This is a genomic window from Lachnospiraceae bacterium oral taxon 500, assembly GCA_002999035.1.
Taxonomy (GTDB): Bacteria; Bacillota; Clostridia; order Lachnospirales; family Vallitaleaceae; genus W11650.
Genome location: CP027241.1, coordinates 567,929 through 586,807, shown reverse-complemented (window position 1 = coordinate 586,807; position 18,879 = coordinate 567,929). Strand labels below are relative to the sequence as shown.

At 42.7% G+C, this 18,879-nt stretch carries 19 protein-coding genes; all 19 read left to right on the top strand.

What is annotated here, in order from left to right; all coding sequences use genetic code 11:
• Nucleotides 1-142 precede the first annotated feature (142 nt).
• A complete protein-coding gene (locus tag C3V36_02780) occupies nt 143-844 on the top strand; it encodes a 5'-methylthioadenosine/adenosylhomocysteine nucleosidase (GenBank protein ID AVM68273.1) in 702 nt (233 codons plus the stop codon).
• A gap of 21 nt (nt 845-865) precedes the next feature.
• A complete protein-coding gene (locus tag C3V36_02775; GenBank protein ID AVM68272.1) occupies nt 866-1,951 on the top strand; it encodes a hypothetical protein in 1,086 nt (361 codons plus the stop codon).
• 165 nt (nt 1,952-2,116) lie between these two features.
• Nucleotides 2,117-3,316 carry an ATPase gene (locus tag C3V36_02770; GenBank protein AVM68271.1) on the top strand — a complete coding sequence of 400 codons (1,200 nt, stop codon included), beginning with the start codon at nt 2,117-2,119 and terminating at the stop codon, nt 3,314-3,316.
• Between the two features lie 458 nt (nt 3,317-3,774).
• Nucleotides 3,775-4,635: a ketose-bisphosphate aldolase gene (locus C3V36_02765; protein ID AVM68270.1), complete on the top strand. Its 861-nt coding sequence runs from the start codon at nt 3,775-3,777 to the stop codon at nt 4,633-4,635.
• Nucleotides 4,636-4,668: 33 nt separating this feature from the next.
• Nucleotides 4,669-5,478: a transketolase gene (locus C3V36_02760; GenBank protein AVM68269.1), complete on the top strand. Its 810-nt coding sequence runs from the start codon at nt 4,669-4,671 to the stop codon at nt 5,476-5,478.
• Complete coding sequence (locus C3V36_02755; protein AVM68268.1) at nt 5,475-6,446, top strand: transketolase; 972 nt, start codon at nt 5,475-5,477, stop codon at nt 6,444-6,446. The genes C3V36_02760 and C3V36_02755 overlap by 4 nt, the downstream gene beginning before the upstream one ends.
• A 28-nt stretch (nt 6,447-6,474) precedes the next feature.
• Nucleotides 6,475-6,942, top strand: a complete 468-nt coding sequence (locus C3V36_02750; protein ID AVM68267.1) for a PTS mannose/fructose/sorbose transporter subunit IIB — start codon at nt 6,475-6,477, stop codon at nt 6,940-6,942.
• A gap of 77 nt (nt 6,943-7,019) precedes the next feature.
• Nucleotides 7,020-7,787 carry a PTS sugar transporter subunit IIC gene (locus C3V36_02745; protein AVM68266.1) on the top strand — a complete coding sequence of 256 codons (768 nt, stop codon included), beginning with the start codon at nt 7,020-7,022 and terminating at the stop codon, nt 7,785-7,787.
• Nucleotides 7,771-8,604, top strand: coding sequence for a PTS mannose transporter subunit IID (locus tag C3V36_02740; protein ID AVM68265.1), 834 nt, complete (start codon nt 7,771-7,773; stop codon nt 8,602-8,604). The genes C3V36_02745 and C3V36_02740 overlap by 17 nt, the downstream gene beginning before the upstream one ends.
• A gap of 12 nt (nt 8,605-8,616) precedes the next feature.
• Nucleotides 8,617-9,261 carry a hypothetical protein gene (locus C3V36_02735; GenBank protein ID AVM68264.1) on the top strand — a complete coding sequence of 215 codons (645 nt, stop codon included), beginning with the start codon at nt 8,617-8,619 and terminating at the stop codon, nt 9,259-9,261.
• 99 nt (nt 9,262-9,360) lie between these two features.
• Nucleotides 9,361-10,131 carry a hypothetical protein gene (locus C3V36_02730; GenBank protein ID AVM68263.1) on the top strand — a complete coding sequence of 257 codons (771 nt, stop codon included), beginning with the start codon at nt 9,361-9,363 and terminating at the stop codon, nt 10,129-10,131.
• 66 nt (nt 10,132-10,197) lie between these two features.
• On the top strand, nt 10,198-11,499 hold the full coding sequence (locus tag C3V36_02725; protein AVM68262.1) for a hypothetical protein: 1,302 nt from the start codon (nt 10,198-10,200) through the stop codon (nt 11,497-11,499).
• A gap of 77 nt (nt 11,500-11,576) precedes the next feature.
• Complete coding sequence (locus tag C3V36_02720; protein ID AVM68261.1) at nt 11,577-12,092, top strand: histidine phosphatase family protein; 516 nt, start codon at nt 11,577-11,579, stop codon at nt 12,090-12,092.
• A gap of 212 nt (nt 12,093-12,304) precedes the next feature.
• A complete protein-coding gene (locus C3V36_02715; protein AVM68260.1) occupies nt 12,305-13,909 on the top strand; it encodes an ABC transporter ATP-binding protein in 1,605 nt (534 codons plus the stop codon).
• A gap of 170 nt (nt 13,910-14,079) precedes the next feature.
• Nucleotides 14,080-15,093, top strand: coding sequence for a hypothetical protein (locus C3V36_02710; protein ID AVM68259.1), 1,014 nt, complete (start codon nt 14,080-14,082; stop codon nt 15,091-15,093).
• 32 nt (nt 15,094-15,125) lie between these two features.
• A complete protein-coding gene (locus C3V36_02705; GenBank protein AVM68258.1) occupies nt 15,126-15,800 on the top strand; it encodes a GTP pyrophosphokinase in 675 nt (224 codons plus the stop codon).
• On the top strand, nt 15,797-16,279 hold the full coding sequence (locus C3V36_02700) for a ribonuclease HI (GenBank protein AVM68257.1): 483 nt from the start codon (nt 15,797-15,799) through the stop codon (nt 16,277-16,279). The genes C3V36_02705 and C3V36_02700 overlap by 4 nt, the downstream gene beginning before the upstream one ends.
• Before the next feature lie 157 nt (nt 16,280-16,436).
• Nucleotides 16,437-17,501, top strand: coding sequence for a hydroxyacid dehydrogenase (locus C3V36_02695; protein AVM68256.1), 1,065 nt, complete (start codon nt 16,437-16,439; stop codon nt 17,499-17,501).
• A 178-nt stretch (nt 17,502-17,679) separates the two neighbouring features.
• On the top strand, nt 17,680-18,855 hold the full coding sequence (locus C3V36_02690; GenBank protein ID AVM68255.1) for a hypothetical protein: 1,176 nt from the start codon (nt 17,680-17,682) through the stop codon (nt 18,853-18,855).
• The last annotated feature ends 24 nt before the right edge of the window (nt 18,856-18,879 follow it).

The following is an 18,879-nucleotide window of genomic DNA, read 5'->3' as shown; positions in this document are numbered from 1 at the left end:
GGCAGAATGCCGAAGGGCAGCAGAACACAAAGAGCCAAGGAAAAATAAATTTTGCTTGTATTTTATCAAAAGATACGCTATGATGTAATAGAAGCTTGCTTCAAAAGCAGGGGAATGCAGAAAAGTTTAAAAGGAGGGTGCTATGAAGCTTGTCGGAATTATCGGCGCAATGGAAGAAGAAGTAATGAAGCTGAGAGACCAAATGACGGTTACAAATGTCCGTAGTATTGCTCATACCGAATATATCAGAGGAAGCCTCGCCGGCCGAGAGATTGTCTTAGCCAAATCCGGGCTCGGTAAGGTCAACGCCGCCGTTTGTGCTCAGGTTATGATTGATATTTTTAGAATTGATGCCCTCATTAGCTTAGGTGTAGCCGGTGCGATTTCACCGGAATTGGATATTTGCGATGTTGTTATTTCCCGGGAGTTTATCCAGCATGATGTCAATGCTGTTGCCTTTGGTTACAGTAAAGGTGAGATCCCGCAGATGGACACTTCGGTTTTTAAGGCGGATACGCATTTGATTCATTTGATGGAAAAAGCCAGCGATGTTTTGGATGCTAAGACAAGAGTAGTAACCGGCCGGATTTTGGGAGGTGATCAGTTTATTTCCAAAGTCGAGGAGCGGGAGGAATTATATCAGTTTTATGCCGGTGACTGTGCCGAGATTGAGGGCGGTGCGGCGATTGCACAGGTCTGTTATCTGAACCGGATTCCGTTTGTGGCGGTGCGTTCCATTACCGATCGGGCTGATAATACGGCCGGTATGGACTTTAATGAATTTACCCGGCAGGCAGCGGTTAATTCAACCAAGCTTTTGCTTCGGCTTTTGACTTTGCTGTAAAACCGGAAACTGGGGTTAGGTGTGGAAAAGAAAATAAAACAGCCTTTGCCGGCCGGAAAGCCGGCGGCAGGGCTAAAAAAAGATTTTAGTCCGGCAGGCAATGGTCGGCCGGGAGCTTCGGCAGAGCCGCATGATAAGGAGTATATGCGGCTAGCTTTGGCTGAGGCGGAAAAAGCGGAGGCACTGGGCGAAACACCGGTTGGCTGCGTGATTGTCTGGCGGGGGCAGGTAATTGGCCGGGGCTATAATCGGCGGGCGACGGATCATTCGGTGCTGGCTCATGCCGAGTTATTGGCAATGGCCGAAGCGGCTGATTTTTTGCAGGACTGGCGGCTGGAGGAGGCTGTGTTGTATGTGACGTTAGAGCCTTGCCCGATGTGCGCCGGTGCGATTGTGCAGGCCAGATTGGGGCGCTTGGTTTACGGTACGGCTAATTTTAAGGCCGGCAGTGCCGGAACGATTGTTGATTTAATGAATGTAGCGGGCTTTAATCACCGGGTGGCAGTGGTGAGCGGCGTTTTAGCGGAGGAATGTACGGCGCGGCTAAAGTGCTTTTTTCAAAGCTTGCGCCGGGAAAAAGCGAAAACTTACCCGCCGCGGGAGTTGCCGCTTGAGTTTTTTCAGGCTTCGGCCAAGGAATTGGCGCCGAGGCTGGTTGGCAAGCTTTTGTGCCGGCGGCTGGCGAGCGGCGAGGTCTTGCGCTGCCGCATTACTGAAACGGAATGTTACTACGGGGAAAAGGACACCGCCTGTCATGCCCACAAGGGCCGGACGACCCGAACTGAAGTTATGTATCAGACCGGCGGTGTGGCGTATGTTTATTTATGCTATGGGATTCATTATTTATTAAATGTGGTGACCGGGCCGGACGGTTTTCCCGAAGCGGTTTTGATTCGGGGTGTGGAAGGCTATGACGGGCCGGGTAAACTGACCAAAGCTATGCAAATCGGCAAAGCGCAAAACGGTCAGTTCCTTTCTTCCACCGGCGAGTTGTGGCTGGAGGAGGACGGCACCAAGGTCAAGATCAGCCGCCACCGGCGGATTGGCATCAGTTATGCCAGTCAGAGGGATCAAGAACGAAAATGGCGGTTTAAACGGGAAGAATAGGTCTGAAAAAAAGGCGGGGGGATTTTTAAAATCTACTCCGCTTATTATTTCTCTAGATATGGAAAAAAACTTAGGAAAAAAGAAAAGTTTTTACGGAATTTCAGTAAAAACTATTGATTTATCGGAAGTTTTTGGGTATACTTTACTTAACAGGAGGGAAACACCATGATTTTAAGACCGCAATATATCAAGGCACTGCAAGTTTACCGCGATATGCCGCTGGTTAAAATACTGGCCGGAATCCGGCGCTGCGGCAAATCTACACTTTTGGAAATGCTGCGGGACGATTTGCAAATGAGCGGTGTTCCGGCGGAGCAGATTATTAGTATGCGTTATACTTCGGAGGATTTTGACAGCGGGATGACGGATAAGGAAATGTATCATGGAATTAAAGCGCAGATGACCAGCGGTAGGCGATATTATCTTTTGCTGGATGAGGTGCAGGAAATAGAGGGCTGGGAAAAAGCGGTCAATAGCTTGCTGGAAAACGCCGATACCGATATTTACGTAACCGGCTCCAATTCCAAACTGATGTCGAGTGAGATTTCCACTTATTTAACCGGACGGTATGTTTCGATTCCGGTTTATACCCTGTCTTTTGCCGAGTATTTGGAGTTTAAAAAATCCGATACCCGGTCGGTTAAGGAGCTGCTAAACGAGTATCTGCGCTTGGGCGGGTTCCCAATTGTAGCGCTGGGCAGCTTTGACGAACGTTCCGCTTATCAAATCGTCGAGGGAATTTATCACTCGGTGATTACCGGCGATATTACGAAACGGCATAATATTACGAATTTTGATTTGTTCACGCGAGTCGTAAAATATATTATGGAAAATGTGGGAAAAACCTTTTCTGCCAACGCCATTGTTAAGTTTTTAAAAAGCGAAGGGCGGTCGCTGTCGGTGGAGGCGGTGTACAATTATTTGAACTGGCTGGAAAAGGCGTTTGTTATCTATCGCTGTCAGCGCTATGATTTGCAGGGTAAATTGGTGCTTAAAACGCAGGAAAAATTTTACTTGGCAGATTCTTCGCTGAAATACTGCATTATGGGTTTTAACCCCAAATCAATAGCGGCGATGCTGGAAAATATCGTTTACTTTGAACTGCGGCGCCGGGGCTATGAGGTTTATATCGGGAAGAATGACACGAAAGAAATTGATTTTGTGGCGGTTCGGCGCGGTGACCGGATTTATGTTCAGGTCTGCCGCCAGCTGCCGGAGGAGTCCGACCGGGAAATCGCCAACCTGCTGGCTGTCAAAGACCACTATCCCAAATATGTGGTCACACTCGATGAAATGGCGGCGGGCAATATCAATGGCGTAAAAATCGTACACTTAGCCGACTTTTTGCTGAGCGGCGAGGATTGAAGTTAGAGAGATTCAAACGGCGGACATGTTTTTCCCAAGTCAGAGATATAGGGCGATCCGGCAGCCTGGGAAACGCATTCATGCGTTTGTCGTGGGGAAAGAAAAACTTTAACTTGATTGATCCGGCTTTTTTGATATAATTTCATATTTTACACTTCGATAGAGATAAAGTGGCGGCAAGCCTTATATAGAAAGGCATCCGCCACTTTTTGTGCGAATAAGAACGTTGTATCGAGATGTCCTTTGCAGAGTTGGCAAGGTTTGTCGCATTTTTATTAGGTTGATGGCTTAGATATCGAAGTTCTGGCAAATATCTAGACTAAAAAGCGGAAAATAATTGTAAAATTATAAAAAGAAAGAAAATTAATTAACAGCATTGACTTTTATTAGAAAAAGTTATATCATGTAATAAGAAGGAATATTGTGTAACATTTAATGATGTTTGGAGGTGAAAGAAAGTGCTGATCAGTATGAAACAATTATTAGAAACTGCCCAGAGCAAAAAATTTGCTGTAGGAGCATTTAATATTTGTGACAGTCTTTTATTTGAAACGGTATTGCGTTGTGCCGAAAAAGAGGAAGCGCCGGTCATTATTCAGCTGGCGCCGCCGGAGTTTGAATATGTAGGAGAATCTTTTTTTCGTTATATGATTGCGGAAATGGAAAAGTCAAAAGTGCCTTGCACATTGCATTTGGATCATGGGAAAACAATGTCAGATTGTGTAAAAGCAATACGCTGCGGCTTTACATCGATTATGATTGATGGTTCAGAGTTAGAGTATGAAGAAAACATTAGGATTACTCAAAAGGTTTGTGAAATAGCGCATTGTGTAGGTGTTTCAGTAGAAGCGGAAATCGGTACCATTGGTTCGTTAGAATCCAGTGTTGAAGGAGGGGCATCTGACATTATATACACAGTGCCGGAACAGACGGTAGATTTTATTGAGAAAACCAAGGTAGATGCTTTAGCGGTGGCGATTGGAACAGCACATGGGATATATCCGCCTGGATTTGTTCCAAAACTTCGAATTGATATTTTGAAAGAAATTAAGGAGATGATAAAAACTCCATTAGTTTTACATGGCGGTTCGTCAAACAAAGATGAAGAAATAGTAGAAGCATGTCAACATGGAATTTGTAAGGTAAATATTGCAAGTGATTACCGCAAAGCATTTTTTGAGGGGGCAAAACAGAAATTAATCAGAACAAATGCTTTCTGGACACCAAATGTATATGATGAGGCAATAATGGATGCCCAAAAAGTGATTGCACATAAAATGGAACTTTTCGGCTGTATCGGTAAAATGAACTTGTATTAAAGGAAAGCCAATTTGATAAAGGTGGGAAGAATTATGGGAAACAAATCAATTGAAAAATTTGCAGAGCAAATTAGATATATTACTTCAAAAATGTTTATTGAATGTGGTGATGGGCACATTGGCGGAGCTTTTTCAATTACGGAAACAGTGGCAGTTATCTTTGAAAAGTATATGCAAGAGGATTCAAATGATTGGTTTGTTTTATCCAAAGGACATGCTGGACCGGCATATTACGCTGCTTTATATTTAAAAGGAAAAATACCGAAAGAAGTAATTTTTACTTTAAATGAAAATGGAACAAGCCTGCCATCACACCCGGACCGTAATAAAACAAAAGGGGTACAGGTTACAACCGGTTCATTAGGGCAAGGGATTTCACAAGCAGCAGGAATTGCTTACGGTTTAAAAGTGCAAAATAAGAAAGGCTGGGTGTATTGTATTGTTGGTGATGGAGAATGCAATGAAGGCGAGGTCTTTGAAGCATTACAATTTATTTCTGGGAAAAAATTAAGCAATTTAATTTTATTTATTGATTGGAATAAAAAGCAGGTAGATGGTTTGACCGAAAAAATCAGTTGTAAAATTGATTATGAAAAGTTATTAACGGCAATGAATTTTAATGCACTAAAGATAAATGGGCATGATGTAGCGGAAATTGAAAAAGCGATTGAGACTTGTAAGAAGCAATCAAAGGCAAATGTAATTATTTTAGATACGATTAAAGGATATGGAATTGATGAGTTTTCCAGTGCAGAAAATCCACATCATGTTAAATTTAATGAAAATGAAATTAATGTTTTGAAAAACTATATTGAGAGCAAAAGAGAGGTGTTTCAAACATGAGTTGGATGATTGATCCGGAACATCAAAAGAGAGAAGTTAGAAAAGAATATGGAAAAACACTGGAAAAACTAATTGAAAAGGGAATGCCGCTCATGGTTTGTGATGCAGACTTGGCCTCTTCTTCCGGAGCCGGTTATTTGTTTGAAAAATATCCTGAGCATACCGTTAATTTCGGGGTTTGCGAAGCGAATATGATTTCGGCAGCTGCGGCCATGTCCAGGGTCGGGCTGAGGCCCTTTGTTCATTCTTTCTCGCCGTTTGTATCAAGAAGAGTTTTAGATCAAATATATATGTCAGTTGCTTTTGCCAATCAGGATATTCATATATATGCTTCTGATCCGGGATACTGGTCATTACATAACGGGCCAACCCATGCTACCTTTGAAGATATTGCTGCAGTTAGAGCTATTCCCAATATTTGTGTGGTTGCGCCAGCAGATGCAATTAGTTTTGCTTGGGTATTAGAGTGGTATGCGGAACATGGCGGCAGAATTTATAATCGTTGTACCAGAAAAATTGTTCCTTCTATTTATCGGGAGGGTTCTGAATTTTGTTATGGCAAGGGTCAAGTTGTAAGAGAAGGAAGGGAAATAGCTTTTATTGCAATTGGAGCAGCAGTTTATGATGCTTTGGAATGTGCGAACATACTGAGTGAAAAAGGGCTTTCCTGTACAGTGGTTGATTTGTTTTTTATTAAACCATTAGATGAAGAATTGATTGACCGTATCATCCATGAGCATAAGATAATTATAACAATTGAAAATCACAGTATTTACGGAGGAATAGGGGAAATAGTCGGTGTGCGGATGGCAGAAAGCAGCACAAAAGGGATTTTGCGACGAATTGGGGTTAGAGATCAATTTAATGAGGTAGGTAGCAAAGATTATTTAAAAGCAAAATTTAAACTGACCGTTCATGACATTCTGGAAACAGTGGAGGAGGCGATAAAGGAGCAGGAAAAAGCATAAAATAACAGAGGACATTAAGGAGGTGCGAATGATTAAGCTATTGAGAATTGATCACAGGTTGTTACACGGTCAGGTCGCATTTTCATGGTCAGGATACTTGGATGCAAATTGTATTTTAATTGCAAACGATGCTTGTGTTCATGACGAATTAAGAAAGACGACTTTGCGGTTGGCTAAGCCATCAACATGTAAATTAATTGTTAAAGGAATTGACGAATCAATTGAGCAGCTGAACTCAGGGAAAGCTGACAAATATAATTTATTTATTATTGTTGAAGGTGTAGAGGATGCGTATCGTTTGGCCAAAGCGGTAGATAGGATTAAGTATATTAACATTGGAGGTCTTAAGGCAACAGAGAAGACACATCCACATCCATCAAACCATAATATTAATTTAACAAATCAAGAGGAAGAAATGTTGACAGAATTGGAAGAAGCAGGAAAAACCATTGAGTTAAGAATGGTGCCGAATGATCCGATTAAAAAACTTCATTAATACTTTGAACCATAGGAGACTATTTATGACTTTTTTATTGTGAAATTGCATAATGTAATTGGAAAGGAGATAGTAACATGGTAGGAGCAGCGGTAATGATAGCGTTAATAGCATTTTTTGCTTATATGGGTGACGCGTTGGGATATTCACAGTATGACCGTCCTATTTTTACCGGTTTGCTGGTAGGATGGGCGCTTGGAGATGTAAAGCAAGGATTGCTGATTGGAGCAAGTCTGGAATTGGTTTATATGGGAACATTAACAATAGGTGGTGCTTTTCCGCCGGATATTTATACCGGAGGCATTTTGGGCACGGCCTTTGCGATTACCACAGGAGCCGGAATTGAGGGCGCAGTTGCGTTATCGCTTCCAATTGCAACATTTGCACTGTTAATCAAACAATTAATTTATACCTTTGTTCGCGGGTATTTTGTGCATCGGGCTGATGCATATGCCTTAAAAGGAGACGATAAAAAAGTAGCAGCAATGCATGTTTGGTCAACACTTGCGTACTGTGTACCGATGGCGATTGTAGTTGGAATTTGTTTTTATGTTGGCGGTCCGGTCGTTCAGGCGATTCTGGATAAGGTTCCTCGGTTTATTATGGCTGGATTATCAGCAGCGTCAGGCATGCTGCCGGCATTAGGTTTTGCAATGTTAATAAAGATGATTATCAGTAAAGAATTGGCACCCTATTTTTTCATAGGTTTTTTAATTGCCGGATATCTTAATATTCCGGTGTTGGGAATTGCTTGCATTGCCATTTGTATAGCGATTTTGGTTATAATCAAAGACGGAAAAGATAAGATGAAATATGTAGGAGGTGCAGATGATAATGAATTCTAATACAAATAGCGCTGTTGCCGTAAGAGATAAAAAATTAACAAACAAGGAATTAAAATCTGTATTTTATCGTTCGATTGCATATAATTCTTCGTTTAACTATGAAAGACAATTAAATCTTGGCTGGGCTTTTTCTTTGATGCCGGTACTCCGTAAACTATATGGAGATGATAAGGAAAAAATGAAAAAAGCCTTACAAAGGCATCTGGAATTTAATAACATTACACCTTTCATTTGTACGGTATTATTTGGCATTACTTCTGCTATGGAAGAGCAAAATGCCAATGATGAAAACTTTGATACAGATTCGATTAATGCAGTGAAGGTAGGACTTATGGGGCCGTTATCAGCAATTGGAGATTCCTTGTTTTTTGGAACAATACGGGTAATTGCCGCCGGTCTTGGATGTTCGCTGGCATTAAAAGGATATATATTTGGACCGTTTTTGTATTTACTGCTGTTTAATATCCCTAATTTCTTATCGCGTTATTTTCTGATGTTTGAAGGTTATCGGTTGGGTACCGGATTTTTATCAAAGGTGGAAGAATCCGGTATTATGGATAAAATCTTTAAGGGAGCAGGAATTTTGGGATTGATGGTAATAGGAGCAATGGTTGCTACCAATGTATCTGTGCCAATAAAAGTGGCATATGATCAGATGAGCTTTCAAGAGACGTTAAATGGCATTGTTCCCAACTTATTGCCGCTGTGCCTTACTGCTTTAATTTATCGGATGTTAAAGAAAGATGTGAAAGTAGTCTATATACTGGCTTTCATCATATTATTCGGTATTTTGGGTGCAGCAGTTGGAATTTTCTAAAGGAGGAATACCATGAGAGTTGCTCTGATTAATGAAGATTCGCAGGCTGGGAAAAATAGTTTGATTTATGAGATTTTGGCATCAGAAGCGGAACCAAGAGGACATGAGGTTGATAATTATGGCATGTTTTCGGAAAAGGATGAACATGAAATTAATTTTACTCAGATTGGAGTCATTGCCTCTATCTTGATGGAAAGTCAGGCGGCGGATTTTATAGTAACCGGTTGCGGTACAGGGCAAGGCGCAATGATTTCATGCAATGCTTTTTCTAATTTGGTTTGTGGATATGTCAATACTCCGCTTGATGCATATTTGTTTAGTCAGGTGAATGCCGGAAATGCCATCTCTATCCCATTTGCGCAGTATTATGGTTGGGGGGCAGAGGTCAATTTACGGTATGTATTTAGAGCGCTGTTTGAGCAGCCGTTTGGTAAAGGCTATCCAGATGAATATGCTGAGGCAGAAAGAAAAAGTAGAATTAAAATGATGGAGTGGACGAAAAGACCGGCTCAGTATCCGATTGAAGAAGTGATTCGGCGGCTGGATCAAGAAAGATTGTATGGTTTGATTAATTATAAAGAATTTAAAAAATTGTTTTATAATAACGCAAAAAGTGGTAAAATAGAAAAGTACATAAAAGAATTATTGGAAAAATAAAAATCTCTTTCATGCACAAGAAAATCAGAGCATTTCGCTTTGGTTTTCTTGATTGCATTTATAAATAAAATAAGCAGAGCGAAGATAAGGGAGAAAAAGATGTTATCAATTGATAGAAAAAGTGAGATTTACAACAAATTTCTCCAAAATAAAACTTTGACTATAAAAAAAATGGCGGAAGAGCTTGACGTTTCTGAGCAAACCGTTAGGCGTGACTTTAAGGAATTGGAGAAAGCCGGAATAATTACTATGTTTTATAGCGGGGCCAAACTTAATGAAAAGGCGTTACCAACAATTAATGTTGATTTTTCGGTTAGACAAAAACTGACATTGCGCGAAAAAGAAGATATGGCAAAGTTGATTAAGGATGTGTTTGAAGAGAAAGACTCCATTTTTTTAGATAATTCTTCCACCGTATTCACTATGATTGATGTTATAAAAGATATTTCAATGACTGTAGTAACAAATGCGATTATGGTAGCATATAAGTTTTTAACGTATAGTAATGTCAGTACCGTATTGCTGGGGGGGCTGATTGATAATAAAAATAAATGCACCAATGATAACATTTGCCTTGAAACACTAGATAAATATCATTTTAATAAAGCATTTATTTCATGCAGTTCCGTTTCTATCGAAAAAGGGATTACCGATTCCAATGTATCAATTGCACAACTAAGAAGAAAAGTCATGGAAAATTCGGAAACGGTGTATTTGTTGGTTGACAGTACTAAATTTAATAAAATATCCTTAATTCATATTGATGATTTTTCTCATATTGATTATTTGGTTACAGAAAAAAAACCAAGTGAAGAATGGATGACCTTTTTGCAAGAAAAAGAAGTTAATGTGATATATCCGAAGGAGTAATTTAATCAGGGATTAGTTTGTTAAAACAATAGGGGTGACTATGAACTTTTTAAGGGAGGGAGAATTATGAAAAAAAACAATCAAAGTAGAGTGGGAGGGAAAGGGAGAGTTTTGTTCGTGCTGTTTTTTTTGACCATTAGTTTATCAGCGTGCTCCGGTTTGAACCTTAATTTTTTCGGGGATAAAAAGGCGGAAGCTGAGACAGAGTCAAAAGACAAGGAAAACAAGGAAGAAGATAAGGTAGAGAAAGCCGATACCGAAAAAGAATCGGAAAAAACTTCGAAAAAAGACAAAAAACAAGATTCCTCAAAAGTCAAAGTCTGGAACAATAAAAATAAAACCCAGAAACAGGAAGATAACATCGATCAAAAGCCATTGCCAAAAGAGAAAAATGTATTGTTAACGGATAAGGAGTGCCGAGAGATTATACTGGAAGAATACTGGAAATATGATATGCTGTTAAAGAGAAAAGGATTGGAATTGGATATAAGCGCACCGGTTGGAGAATTTCCGGATCAGTATTTGTTTTTGGTTACGGATGATGATTTGTATCGCAAAGCTATGCATGACATGGGATTTGATCATGGCGTAAATATAGTGCGGGAGCGTTATCCGGGACCGTATATGACATATTTGCTGTTTCCAGATGCAGAAGCGCAGCAGACATTTATTGACAATAAGGAATGGGCATCCGTGGCCTGTTTTTATATTAATTTAAAAACAGGCATGGTATTTTTTACGGCCGGCCCCAATGGCATTTATCGTATACCGAATGATCAGGTGATTTGGTATGTGCCGGATGCCTATGATGGATATACCAATCTTGAATTTTTATTAAGCGGGCTGGCAGAAGCGGGCTATATTGAATCCAAATGGGATTATACCTGGAAATATGATTTGGAAAACTGGGATTTTGATAATCCGCCTTATTCGGAAGGCGAAGAACCGGAAGGCTGTGCCAGAATTATGCTTTTCCATGAACAAACTCAAGAATATTTAGGCTGTTTTGATATTGAGAAAGCGACCCAAAGTATTTATGATGTGGAGACAGGAAAGTTGATTTATCAAAATCCGGCGTCGAATTATCCCAAGAAAAAAATAACCGCCAAAAATGCTGCCCAGGAAACGGAAGATATTGTCAAAAAGCTGGAATTTCTGGATTTTGACAAGGAAAAGCTGACTTTTCTGGCAGGGGATATGGTGTTCTTTGAGGAAATTCATGACAAAGCATATTCTATTGGGGTTAAAGTTGGGGATGATGACCATATTTCATATTTGTTTTTTATCAATCAGGATGGCACCAAAGTTGGGAGTTTTAACCACGCTACGCAGAGTTATGATATTATTTACGGCAATCATATGTGGTAGAGTCGTCTATGAGTAAAAATGCTGGATTTCAATGGGGTTTTATACACCTGAGATTGCGGTTGATATAAGGAGGAGTTGTGTTTTATTTTGTGCGTCATGGTAAAACTGATTATTCGGAACATAATCAAAAAATATATCAGGGTTATGGGGTTAATTTAGCCTCTTTGGCTGAGAAAGGGAAAAAGCAAATAAAACAAACCGCCAAGGATGAACGCCTGCAGGATGCCGATTTGATTATTAGTTCACCATATACCAGAGCTTTGCAATCAGCGGCGATTTTATCCAGAAAATTAAATGTGAAATTGGAAGTAGAAACCGATTTGCATGAATGGCTGGCCAATAAGAATTACATGTATGAAGAAGACAGCAGAGCGGAGTTGGCCTGTGCCGAATATTTTAGTTTAAATGGTGATTATCCGCCCGGTCAGGACAGGAACTGGGAAAGCCGACAGTTAATGGCAGAGCGGGTGTGTAAAGTCCTGGAAAAATACAGCCAATATGATAAGGTCATTGTGGTCGGTCATAGCATGATGATTCAGGCAGTGACCGGATATAATCCGAAGTTAGGTGAAATTGTTGAATTTAATTTATAAAGTGTGTTTAGGGGCATTTAAAGATAAGCCTGTCATATTTTGGGAGTGCCAGAGCTGCTGTTTTTAGCAGCTCTTTTTTGCTGATACCACAGTCTTTGGACGATTCTTTTATTGACAAAAATTCAAGCTCTGATATAATCACATGCAGGCTTTCCTTTCACTGAAGGAGAAAAGAATGGAATGCCGTTTAGGACACAATTAGGAGGAAAAGAATGTTACAAGTTACAGATGTGAGTTTGCAGTTTGCCGGAACAACACTTTATAAAGAGGTTGATTTAAAGTTTACAGAGGGCAATTGCTATGGAATTATCGGAGCCAACGGGTCAGGAAAATCGACGCTGTTGAAAGTATTGTATGGCGCAATGGAGCCAACCACCGGTACAGTTTCTTTAAAGCAAGGCTGCCGTTTGAGCGTATTGGAGCAGGATCATTTCAAATATGATGACAAGCCGATTATGGAAACCGTCTTAATGGGCAATCCGCAAATGTACGAAATCATAAAAGAAAAAGAAAGGCTTTACAGCAAAGAAGATTTTTCTACGGAAGATGGAGAAAAAGTGGCGGAACTGGAAGAAAAGTTTTCGGAAATGGGCGGCTGGGAAGCGGAAGATGAAGCGGCGGCATTGCTTCGGGGATTGGGATTGACCGATGTGGACTACCATAGCTATATGTCCGAGTTGACCGGAAAACAAAAAGTAAAAGTTCTTTTGGCAAAGGCGCTTTTTGGTAATCCCAGTGTTATTTTACTCGACGAGCCGACCAATGGACTGGACTTAAACAGCATTGCTTGGCTGGAAAACTTTCTGATGGACTATGCCGGTACGGTAATTGTAGTCAGCCATGATCGCCACTTTTTAAATGCGGTTTGTACCCATATTGTCGATATTGATTACGGTCAAGTCAAGATGTATGCCGGTAACTACGATTTTTGGTATGAATCTTCCCGATTGATGCAGCAACTGCTGCGCAATCAGGCGAAAAAGAGAGAAGAAGTGATTAAAGAGCTGCAAGCCTTTATTCAGCGCTTTTCTGCCAATCGTTCCAAGTCCAAACAAGCAACCAGCAGAAAAAAGATTTTGGACTCGATTCAGGTAGAAGATATGCCGGCATCCAGCCGCAGATATCCATTTATTCAGTTTACGCCGGAAAGAGAAGCAGGAAAAGATATTTTGACTGTGGATAGTATCAGTAAGACCGTCCACGGAGTAAAGGTTTTGGATAATGTCAGCTTCACCATGGCAAAGGGAGATAAGATTGCCTTTGTCGGAGATAATGAGCTTGGGCAAACTGTACTGATGCAAATCTTGGCAGGTGAGCTTGAGGCGGATGAAGGAAGCTTTAAATGGGGTGTTTCCACCAGCCAGAGCTATTTTCCCAAAGATAATACCGAATATTTTGAAAACTGTGACTTCAATATCTTGGAATGGATTCGCCAATATGCGCCGGAGCCGACGGAAACCTATTTGCGTGGCTTTTTGGGCAGGATGATTTTCTCGGGCGATGAAGTCTTTAAGCCGGTAAAAGTTCTTTCGGGAGGTGAAAAAGTACGCTGTATGTTCAGCCGAATGATGATGAGCAGTGCCAATGTGGTACTTCTGGATCAGCCGACCAATCATCTTGATTTGGAAAGCATTGCCGCGCTGACCGACGGCTTGGAGGCGTTTAAGGGGAATGTCCTGCTATGCACTCATGATCATCAATTGATCGATACCATTGCCAATCGTATCATTGAGCTGCCGATGCCGGGAGAAAGCAGATGTATTGATTATACCGGAAGCTTTGAGGAATTCCTGGAGTGGAAAGAAAGAGCCAATTAAAAGAAGGAGTATAAAATACTTTAAAAAAAACCAAAAAAACTTTAACTTGATTTATCCGGCTTTTTTGATATAATAAATAAGGATATGGTTAAAAAACAGTGCAATTTCACTGAATTGTGCTCTAATCGGATCGCGATAATAATTTGGATGAAGAGAGAGCGGAGGCAGTTTTGAAAAAATATTTGATGATAGCGGCGGCGGTGCTGGCCTTGGGCAGTGCATCTCCGGTGCAGGCGATGACCAAAGAACATCTTTCCCGGAATGCGGAAATCAGAAAAGAATTGGCAGTAGACAGCCCCATTAACAGCCTTTATCTGGCGGTTGATGAAACGGAATATCTGGCGGACGGAGAAGTGAGAACAGCAGCTTGGGGGCCGTACATTCGTGACGGCCGAACCTATGTGCCGTTGTCACTGATGGAAGAAGCATGTGGTTTGCCGATTACCTGGAACTTACAGGATTTTTCGGCGATTTTGATGTGGCGAGGCAATACGCTGCGTATTTCTCTGCCGGAAAATAAGATTTACTATAAGGGCGAAACGGCGGCCGATATCTCGCCGGATGTTGTCCCGGGCAGCGGCGTTGCTGTTCCGATTGCCGAGGTGCTGACAGCGTTGGATATTCCCTATCAATGGCTGCCGGAAACTTCTTCGCTGTTTATTTATCAAAAAAATGACAGAATATTGCAGAAGATTAAGCTGCCGGAACGGATGGTGTCAGAAGCCAAGTTTGTCGAGGAGTTTTTAAAATATTTGGCGGAGCAGGCGCAGCAGCAGGATTGGACGAGTCACCAGACTTCCTTGCTGGAACTGGCTAAGTCCCGTTTGGGAATGCCGTATGTCGGCGGAGCGGCCGGGCCGAATGCTTTTGACTGTTCCGGTTTTGTCCATTGGGTGCTGACCACTTCGGGGACGGCTTCTTATACCAGAGGTTCTTCACAGTCGCTGTTTGCGTTGTGTGAGCCGGTTGCGGCGGCAGATTTAAAGGTCGGGGATCTGGTCTTTTTTACCCGTACTTATTCAACCAGAGCAACGGTCACCCATTCTGCTATTTATATCGGAAACGGTCAAATCATTCATGCTGCCGGCAATCAGGTGCAGATTACTCCGCTGTCCGATCCGTATTGGGCAAATCATTTTTATGCCTATGGTCGGTTGCGGTCAGATTTCATTACTCTTAAATAAGAAGAAAGACCATGCCGGAGAGGAAAGAGAAAATGGAGAAATTTAGTTTAGCCGATGTCGCTAATTTACAGGATCCGCAGGTTTTATGGGAGCAGGCGGGGCCGTTTATGAACTTAATGCTTCAATACGAATCGGCATTACTGGAAATGGAAACAAAGCTGAAGATATTAAATGAGGAATTTTCGATTCAGCACAATCGAAATCCATTTGAGTCGATTAAAACCCGGGTCAAGCAGCCGCTCAGTATTATGGAAAAACTGCGGCGCAAGGGCTTTCCGACAACGCTGGAAAGCATTGAGGAAAACTTATTTGACGTGGCGGGAATCCGAATTATCTGTTCTTTTATTGACGACATTTATAGTCTGGCCAATCTTTTGATCCAGCAGGACGACGTTCGGCTGTTGATGAAAAAGGACTACATCGTTCATCCCAAGCCGAACGGCTATCGGAGCCTGCATCTGATCATGGAGATTCCGATTTTTTTATCCACCGGTAAGAAAAATATCAAGGTAGAAGTGCAGTTTCGGACGATTGCTATGGACTTTTGGGCAAGCCTGGATCATAAACTGCATTACAAAAAAGATTTACCGAATGCCGATGAGATTTCCGAGGAACTGCGGGAATGTGCCGATATCATTACGGCACTGGACGAGCGGATGGAGCGGATTCGCAACCGGATTGAAATGACGGAAAAGGACGAAGGATGAAAAAAATAACATTATATACCGACGGAGCCTGTCGGGGCAATCCCGGCAACGGCGGCTACGGCAGTATTTTAGAATATGTCGATGCCGGCGGCCAGCTCCACCGGCGGGAACTGTCGGCTGGTTACCGGCAGACGACCAATAACCGGATGGAGCTTTTGGCGGTGATTAAAGGCTTGGAGGAGCTAAAAACCGGCTGCGAGGTGACCGTTTTTTCCGATTCCAAGTATATTGTTGACGCTTTTGGCCAGGGCTGGGTGGCGGCCTGGCAAAAAAACAACTGGATTAGGGGCAAAAACGAAGAAGTCAAAAATCAGGATTTATGGAAGCGGCTGCTCCAACTGATGCAGGAGCACAAAGTTGAGTACAGATGGGTGCGGGGGCATAACGGGCACCCGCAGAACGAGCGCTGCGACCAGCTGGCAACGGCGGCGGCTGACAGCGGCAATCTGCTGGCAGATGAGCGCGGCCAGGTAAATTAGCTGAGCAGCGGGCAGGCGGAAAGTGATGTTTATTTGGGTGCACGGCAGGCAACGAAAAGCCGGAAAAGCAAAAACGGTAAGGAATCAGGTTGGGCAAAACAGGAGACCGGAAACAGCAACAGTATTATAAACAGTATTGTAATAGGAAGGAAAATAAATGGAAAAGAAAAGAGAGTTATTGGAAACGACCAATGAGCATTTAAAGATTGCGCTGTTTGATGCCAAGCCCTATGATGTCCGCTTTTTTACGGAGCTGAATGAAAAATACAATTATAAGATTAAGTTTTTTGAGTATAAGTTAAATGAAGAAACCGCGCCTCTGGCCAAGGGCTTTGACGTGGTTTGTGCCTTTGTCAACGATGATTTGGGAACCAAAACGATTGAAGCGCTGGTCGCCAACGGCATTACTCTGATTGCCATGAGAGCGGCCGGCTATAATAATGTTGATTTCCGGACGGCCAGCGGCAAGATTCATATTGTCAGGGTGCCGGCGTACAGTCCTTATGCCATTGCCGAACACGCCATGGCCATGATTTTGACCCTGAACCGGCAAACGCATCGGGCGTACAACCGGACGAGAGAAAACAACTTCAGCATCAACGGTCTGATGGGCTTTGACCTGCGGGGCAAGACTGCCGGCATTATCGGTACCGGCCGGATCGGACAGGCCTTTATTGATATTGTCAAGGGTTTCGGTATGAAGGTGCTGGCATATGATAAGTACCCGAACCCGAAGCTGAATGTGGAATATACTGATTTAGACCAGTTGTTCTGCAAGTCGGATATTATTTCCCTGCATTGCCCCTTGACGGATGAAAGCTATCATATGATAAATAAGGAGAGCATTGCCAAGATGAAGGACGGCGTGATGATTATCAATACTTCGCGCGGCGGTCTTATTAATTCAGAGGATTTGGTGGAGGCACTGAAAACTCGAAAGGTGATCGCGGCGGGGCTGGATGTGTATGAAGAAGAAAGTGAGTATTTCTTTGAGGATTGTTCGGATTCGATTATTACCGATGATGTGCTGGCCCGGCTGTTGTCTTTAAACAATGTGCTGGTTACCTCGCATCAGGCTTTCTTTACCAGGGAAGCGCTGACCAATATCGCCGAGCAGACGCTGGAAAATATTCGCCGCTTCTTTACCATCGGCGAGGATATCATCAATGAAGTTTTGGCGGAATGTGATGAAAACGGCAACTGGACGGTTGTCACTAAATAAAAACAAGAAAACAGACAAGAGTGTTTTGACAGAAACGTGTGTGCGACGGCGGGGGATTTGGCAGCTCTCGCCGTTTCGTTTGATTTGGCGACTTTACCGAAAAAGCGGCGCAGATAGACGTCAGGAGCAAAGCCGAAACAGGCGGTAAAGTCAGGATGCATACATTAGGAGCAGCATTATGGCAAATATTGAAGATTATATTAAATGGCGGGGCGACCTCAGCTTTGAGCAGGATTCGTTTAACGAAGTTGACGGCCTGATTCTGACGCAGTTGGGGTATTTGGATTTGGGCGGAGTGGTTCCGGCCTGGAATGAAAAAAGTTCGGTCTCTATGGCTAAACTGATAGAAAAATATTGGCTCAAATATCCGCCGAAAGAGACGGCGGAAAAGATAGGCATTGTCCGCAATCCGGCCCGGCTGTTTGGCCTGCTGAAGGAAAGCCGCCGTTTTTCCGGGCTGATTTTTGCTAATTACATCAACCGGATTGATGAAGAGAAGCAGGAACAGTTTGCGGCGATGACGACTTGGATTCCGGATGGCAGTATTTATGTGATTTACCGGGGAACGGACGCGACCATGGTCGGCTGGCGGGAAAACTTAAATATGTCCTATATGGATCAGGTGCCGGCGCAGCTGGAAGCTGTCAATTATCTGGAACGGATTTTTGAGTGGACAAACTTTAAACTGCGGCTGGGGGGCCATTCCAAGGGCGGGAACTTAGCGGTTTACGCCGCCATGCATATCGGCGGAGAAATTGCCGATAAGATATTGTCGGTCGATAATTATGACGGGCCCGGTTTTCGGGAGGCAATTACCAAGCACCCCAAATACAGTCAAACCATGAAAAAGGTGCGGACCTATCTGCCGGAATCCTCGGTCATTGGCCGGCTGATGGAACATTCGGAAGAATATCGGGTGGTGAAAGCGGATGCGATCGGACTGTGGCAGCATGATGCTTTTACCTGGCAGGTTAAGGGAAATTCCTTTGAATATGCCAAAGAGCTGGATGCGGGGAGCGATATGGTTGAACTGACGGTTAAGCAGTGGCTGGAAAAAACGGACGAAAGCGAACGCAAGCGATTTGTGGATACACTGTTTGATGTCTTGGCGGCGGCTAAGATTGAAACCGTGACAGACTTAGTCAATATGAAGTGGAAGGACGCAGCCGAGTTTTTAAAGGTGATGACGGATCTGAGCGATGGGCAGAAAAGAGAGTTTCGCCGGGTAATCAATCTTTTTTGGAAAGAAGCGGCGGAGGTGGTCGGTAAAGAAGTCGGTGACAGCTTGCTGGAAAAAAACGACGGAATTAAGCTGTCGCTGCCGGGGCTTTTCGGCCGGAAGAAAGAGGAATAAAAAATACAATTTGCCGGTACTCTT

Excerpts from the sequence above, each read along its gene's own strand:
- C3V36_02755 (AVM68268.1), top strand. The coding sequence starts at position 5,475 with ATGAGTTGGATGATTGATCCGGAACATCAAAAGAGAGAAGTTAGAAAA.
- C3V36_02730 (AVM68263.1), top strand. The coding sequence starts at position 9,361 with ATGTTATCAATTGATAGAAAAAGTGAGATTTACAACAAATTTCTCCAA.
- C3V36_02760 (AVM68269.1), top strand. The coding sequence starts at position 4,669 with ATGGGAAACAAATCAATTGAAAAATTTGCAGAGCAAATTAGATATATT.
- C3V36_02735 (AVM68264.1), top strand. The coding sequence starts at position 8,617 with ATGAGAGTTGCTCTGATTAATGAAGATTCGCAGGCTGGGAAAAATAGT.
- C3V36_02725 (AVM68262.1), top strand. The coding sequence starts at position 10,198 with ATGAAAAAAAACAATCAAAGTAGAGTGGGAGGGAAAGGGAGAGTTTTG.
- C3V36_02745 (AVM68266.1), top strand. The coding sequence starts at position 7,020 with ATGGTAGGAGCAGCGGTAATGATAGCGTTAATAGCATTTTTTGCTTAT.
- C3V36_02705 (AVM68258.1), top strand. The coding sequence starts at position 15,126 with ATGGAGAAATTTAGTTTAGCCGATGTCGCTAATTTACAGGATCCGCAG.
- C3V36_02740 (AVM68265.1), top strand. The coding sequence starts at position 7,771 with ATGATAATGAATTCTAATACAAATAGCGCTGTTGCCGTAAGAGATAAA.
- C3V36_02700 (AVM68257.1), top strand. The coding sequence starts at position 15,797 with ATGAAAAAAATAACATTATATACCGACGGAGCCTGTCGGGGCAATCCC.
- C3V36_02695 (AVM68256.1), top strand. The coding sequence starts at position 16,437 with ATGGAAAAGAAAAGAGAGTTATTGGAAACGACCAATGAGCATTTAAAG.
- C3V36_02750 (AVM68267.1), top strand. The coding sequence starts at position 6,475 with ATGATTAAGCTATTGAGAATTGATCACAGGTTGTTACACGGTCAGGTC.
- C3V36_02780 (AVM68273.1), top strand. The coding sequence starts at position 143 with ATGAAGCTTGTCGGAATTATCGGCGCAATGGAAGAAGAAGTAATGAAG.
- C3V36_02715 (AVM68260.1), top strand. The coding sequence starts at position 12,305 with ATGTTACAAGTTACAGATGTGAGTTTGCAGTTTGCCGGAACAACACTT.
- C3V36_02770 (AVM68271.1), top strand. The coding sequence starts at position 2,117 with ATGATTTTAAGACCGCAATATATCAAGGCACTGCAAGTTTACCGCGAT.
- C3V36_02690 (AVM68255.1), top strand. The coding sequence starts at position 17,680 with ATGGCAAATATTGAAGATTATATTAAATGGCGGGGCGACCTCAGCTTT.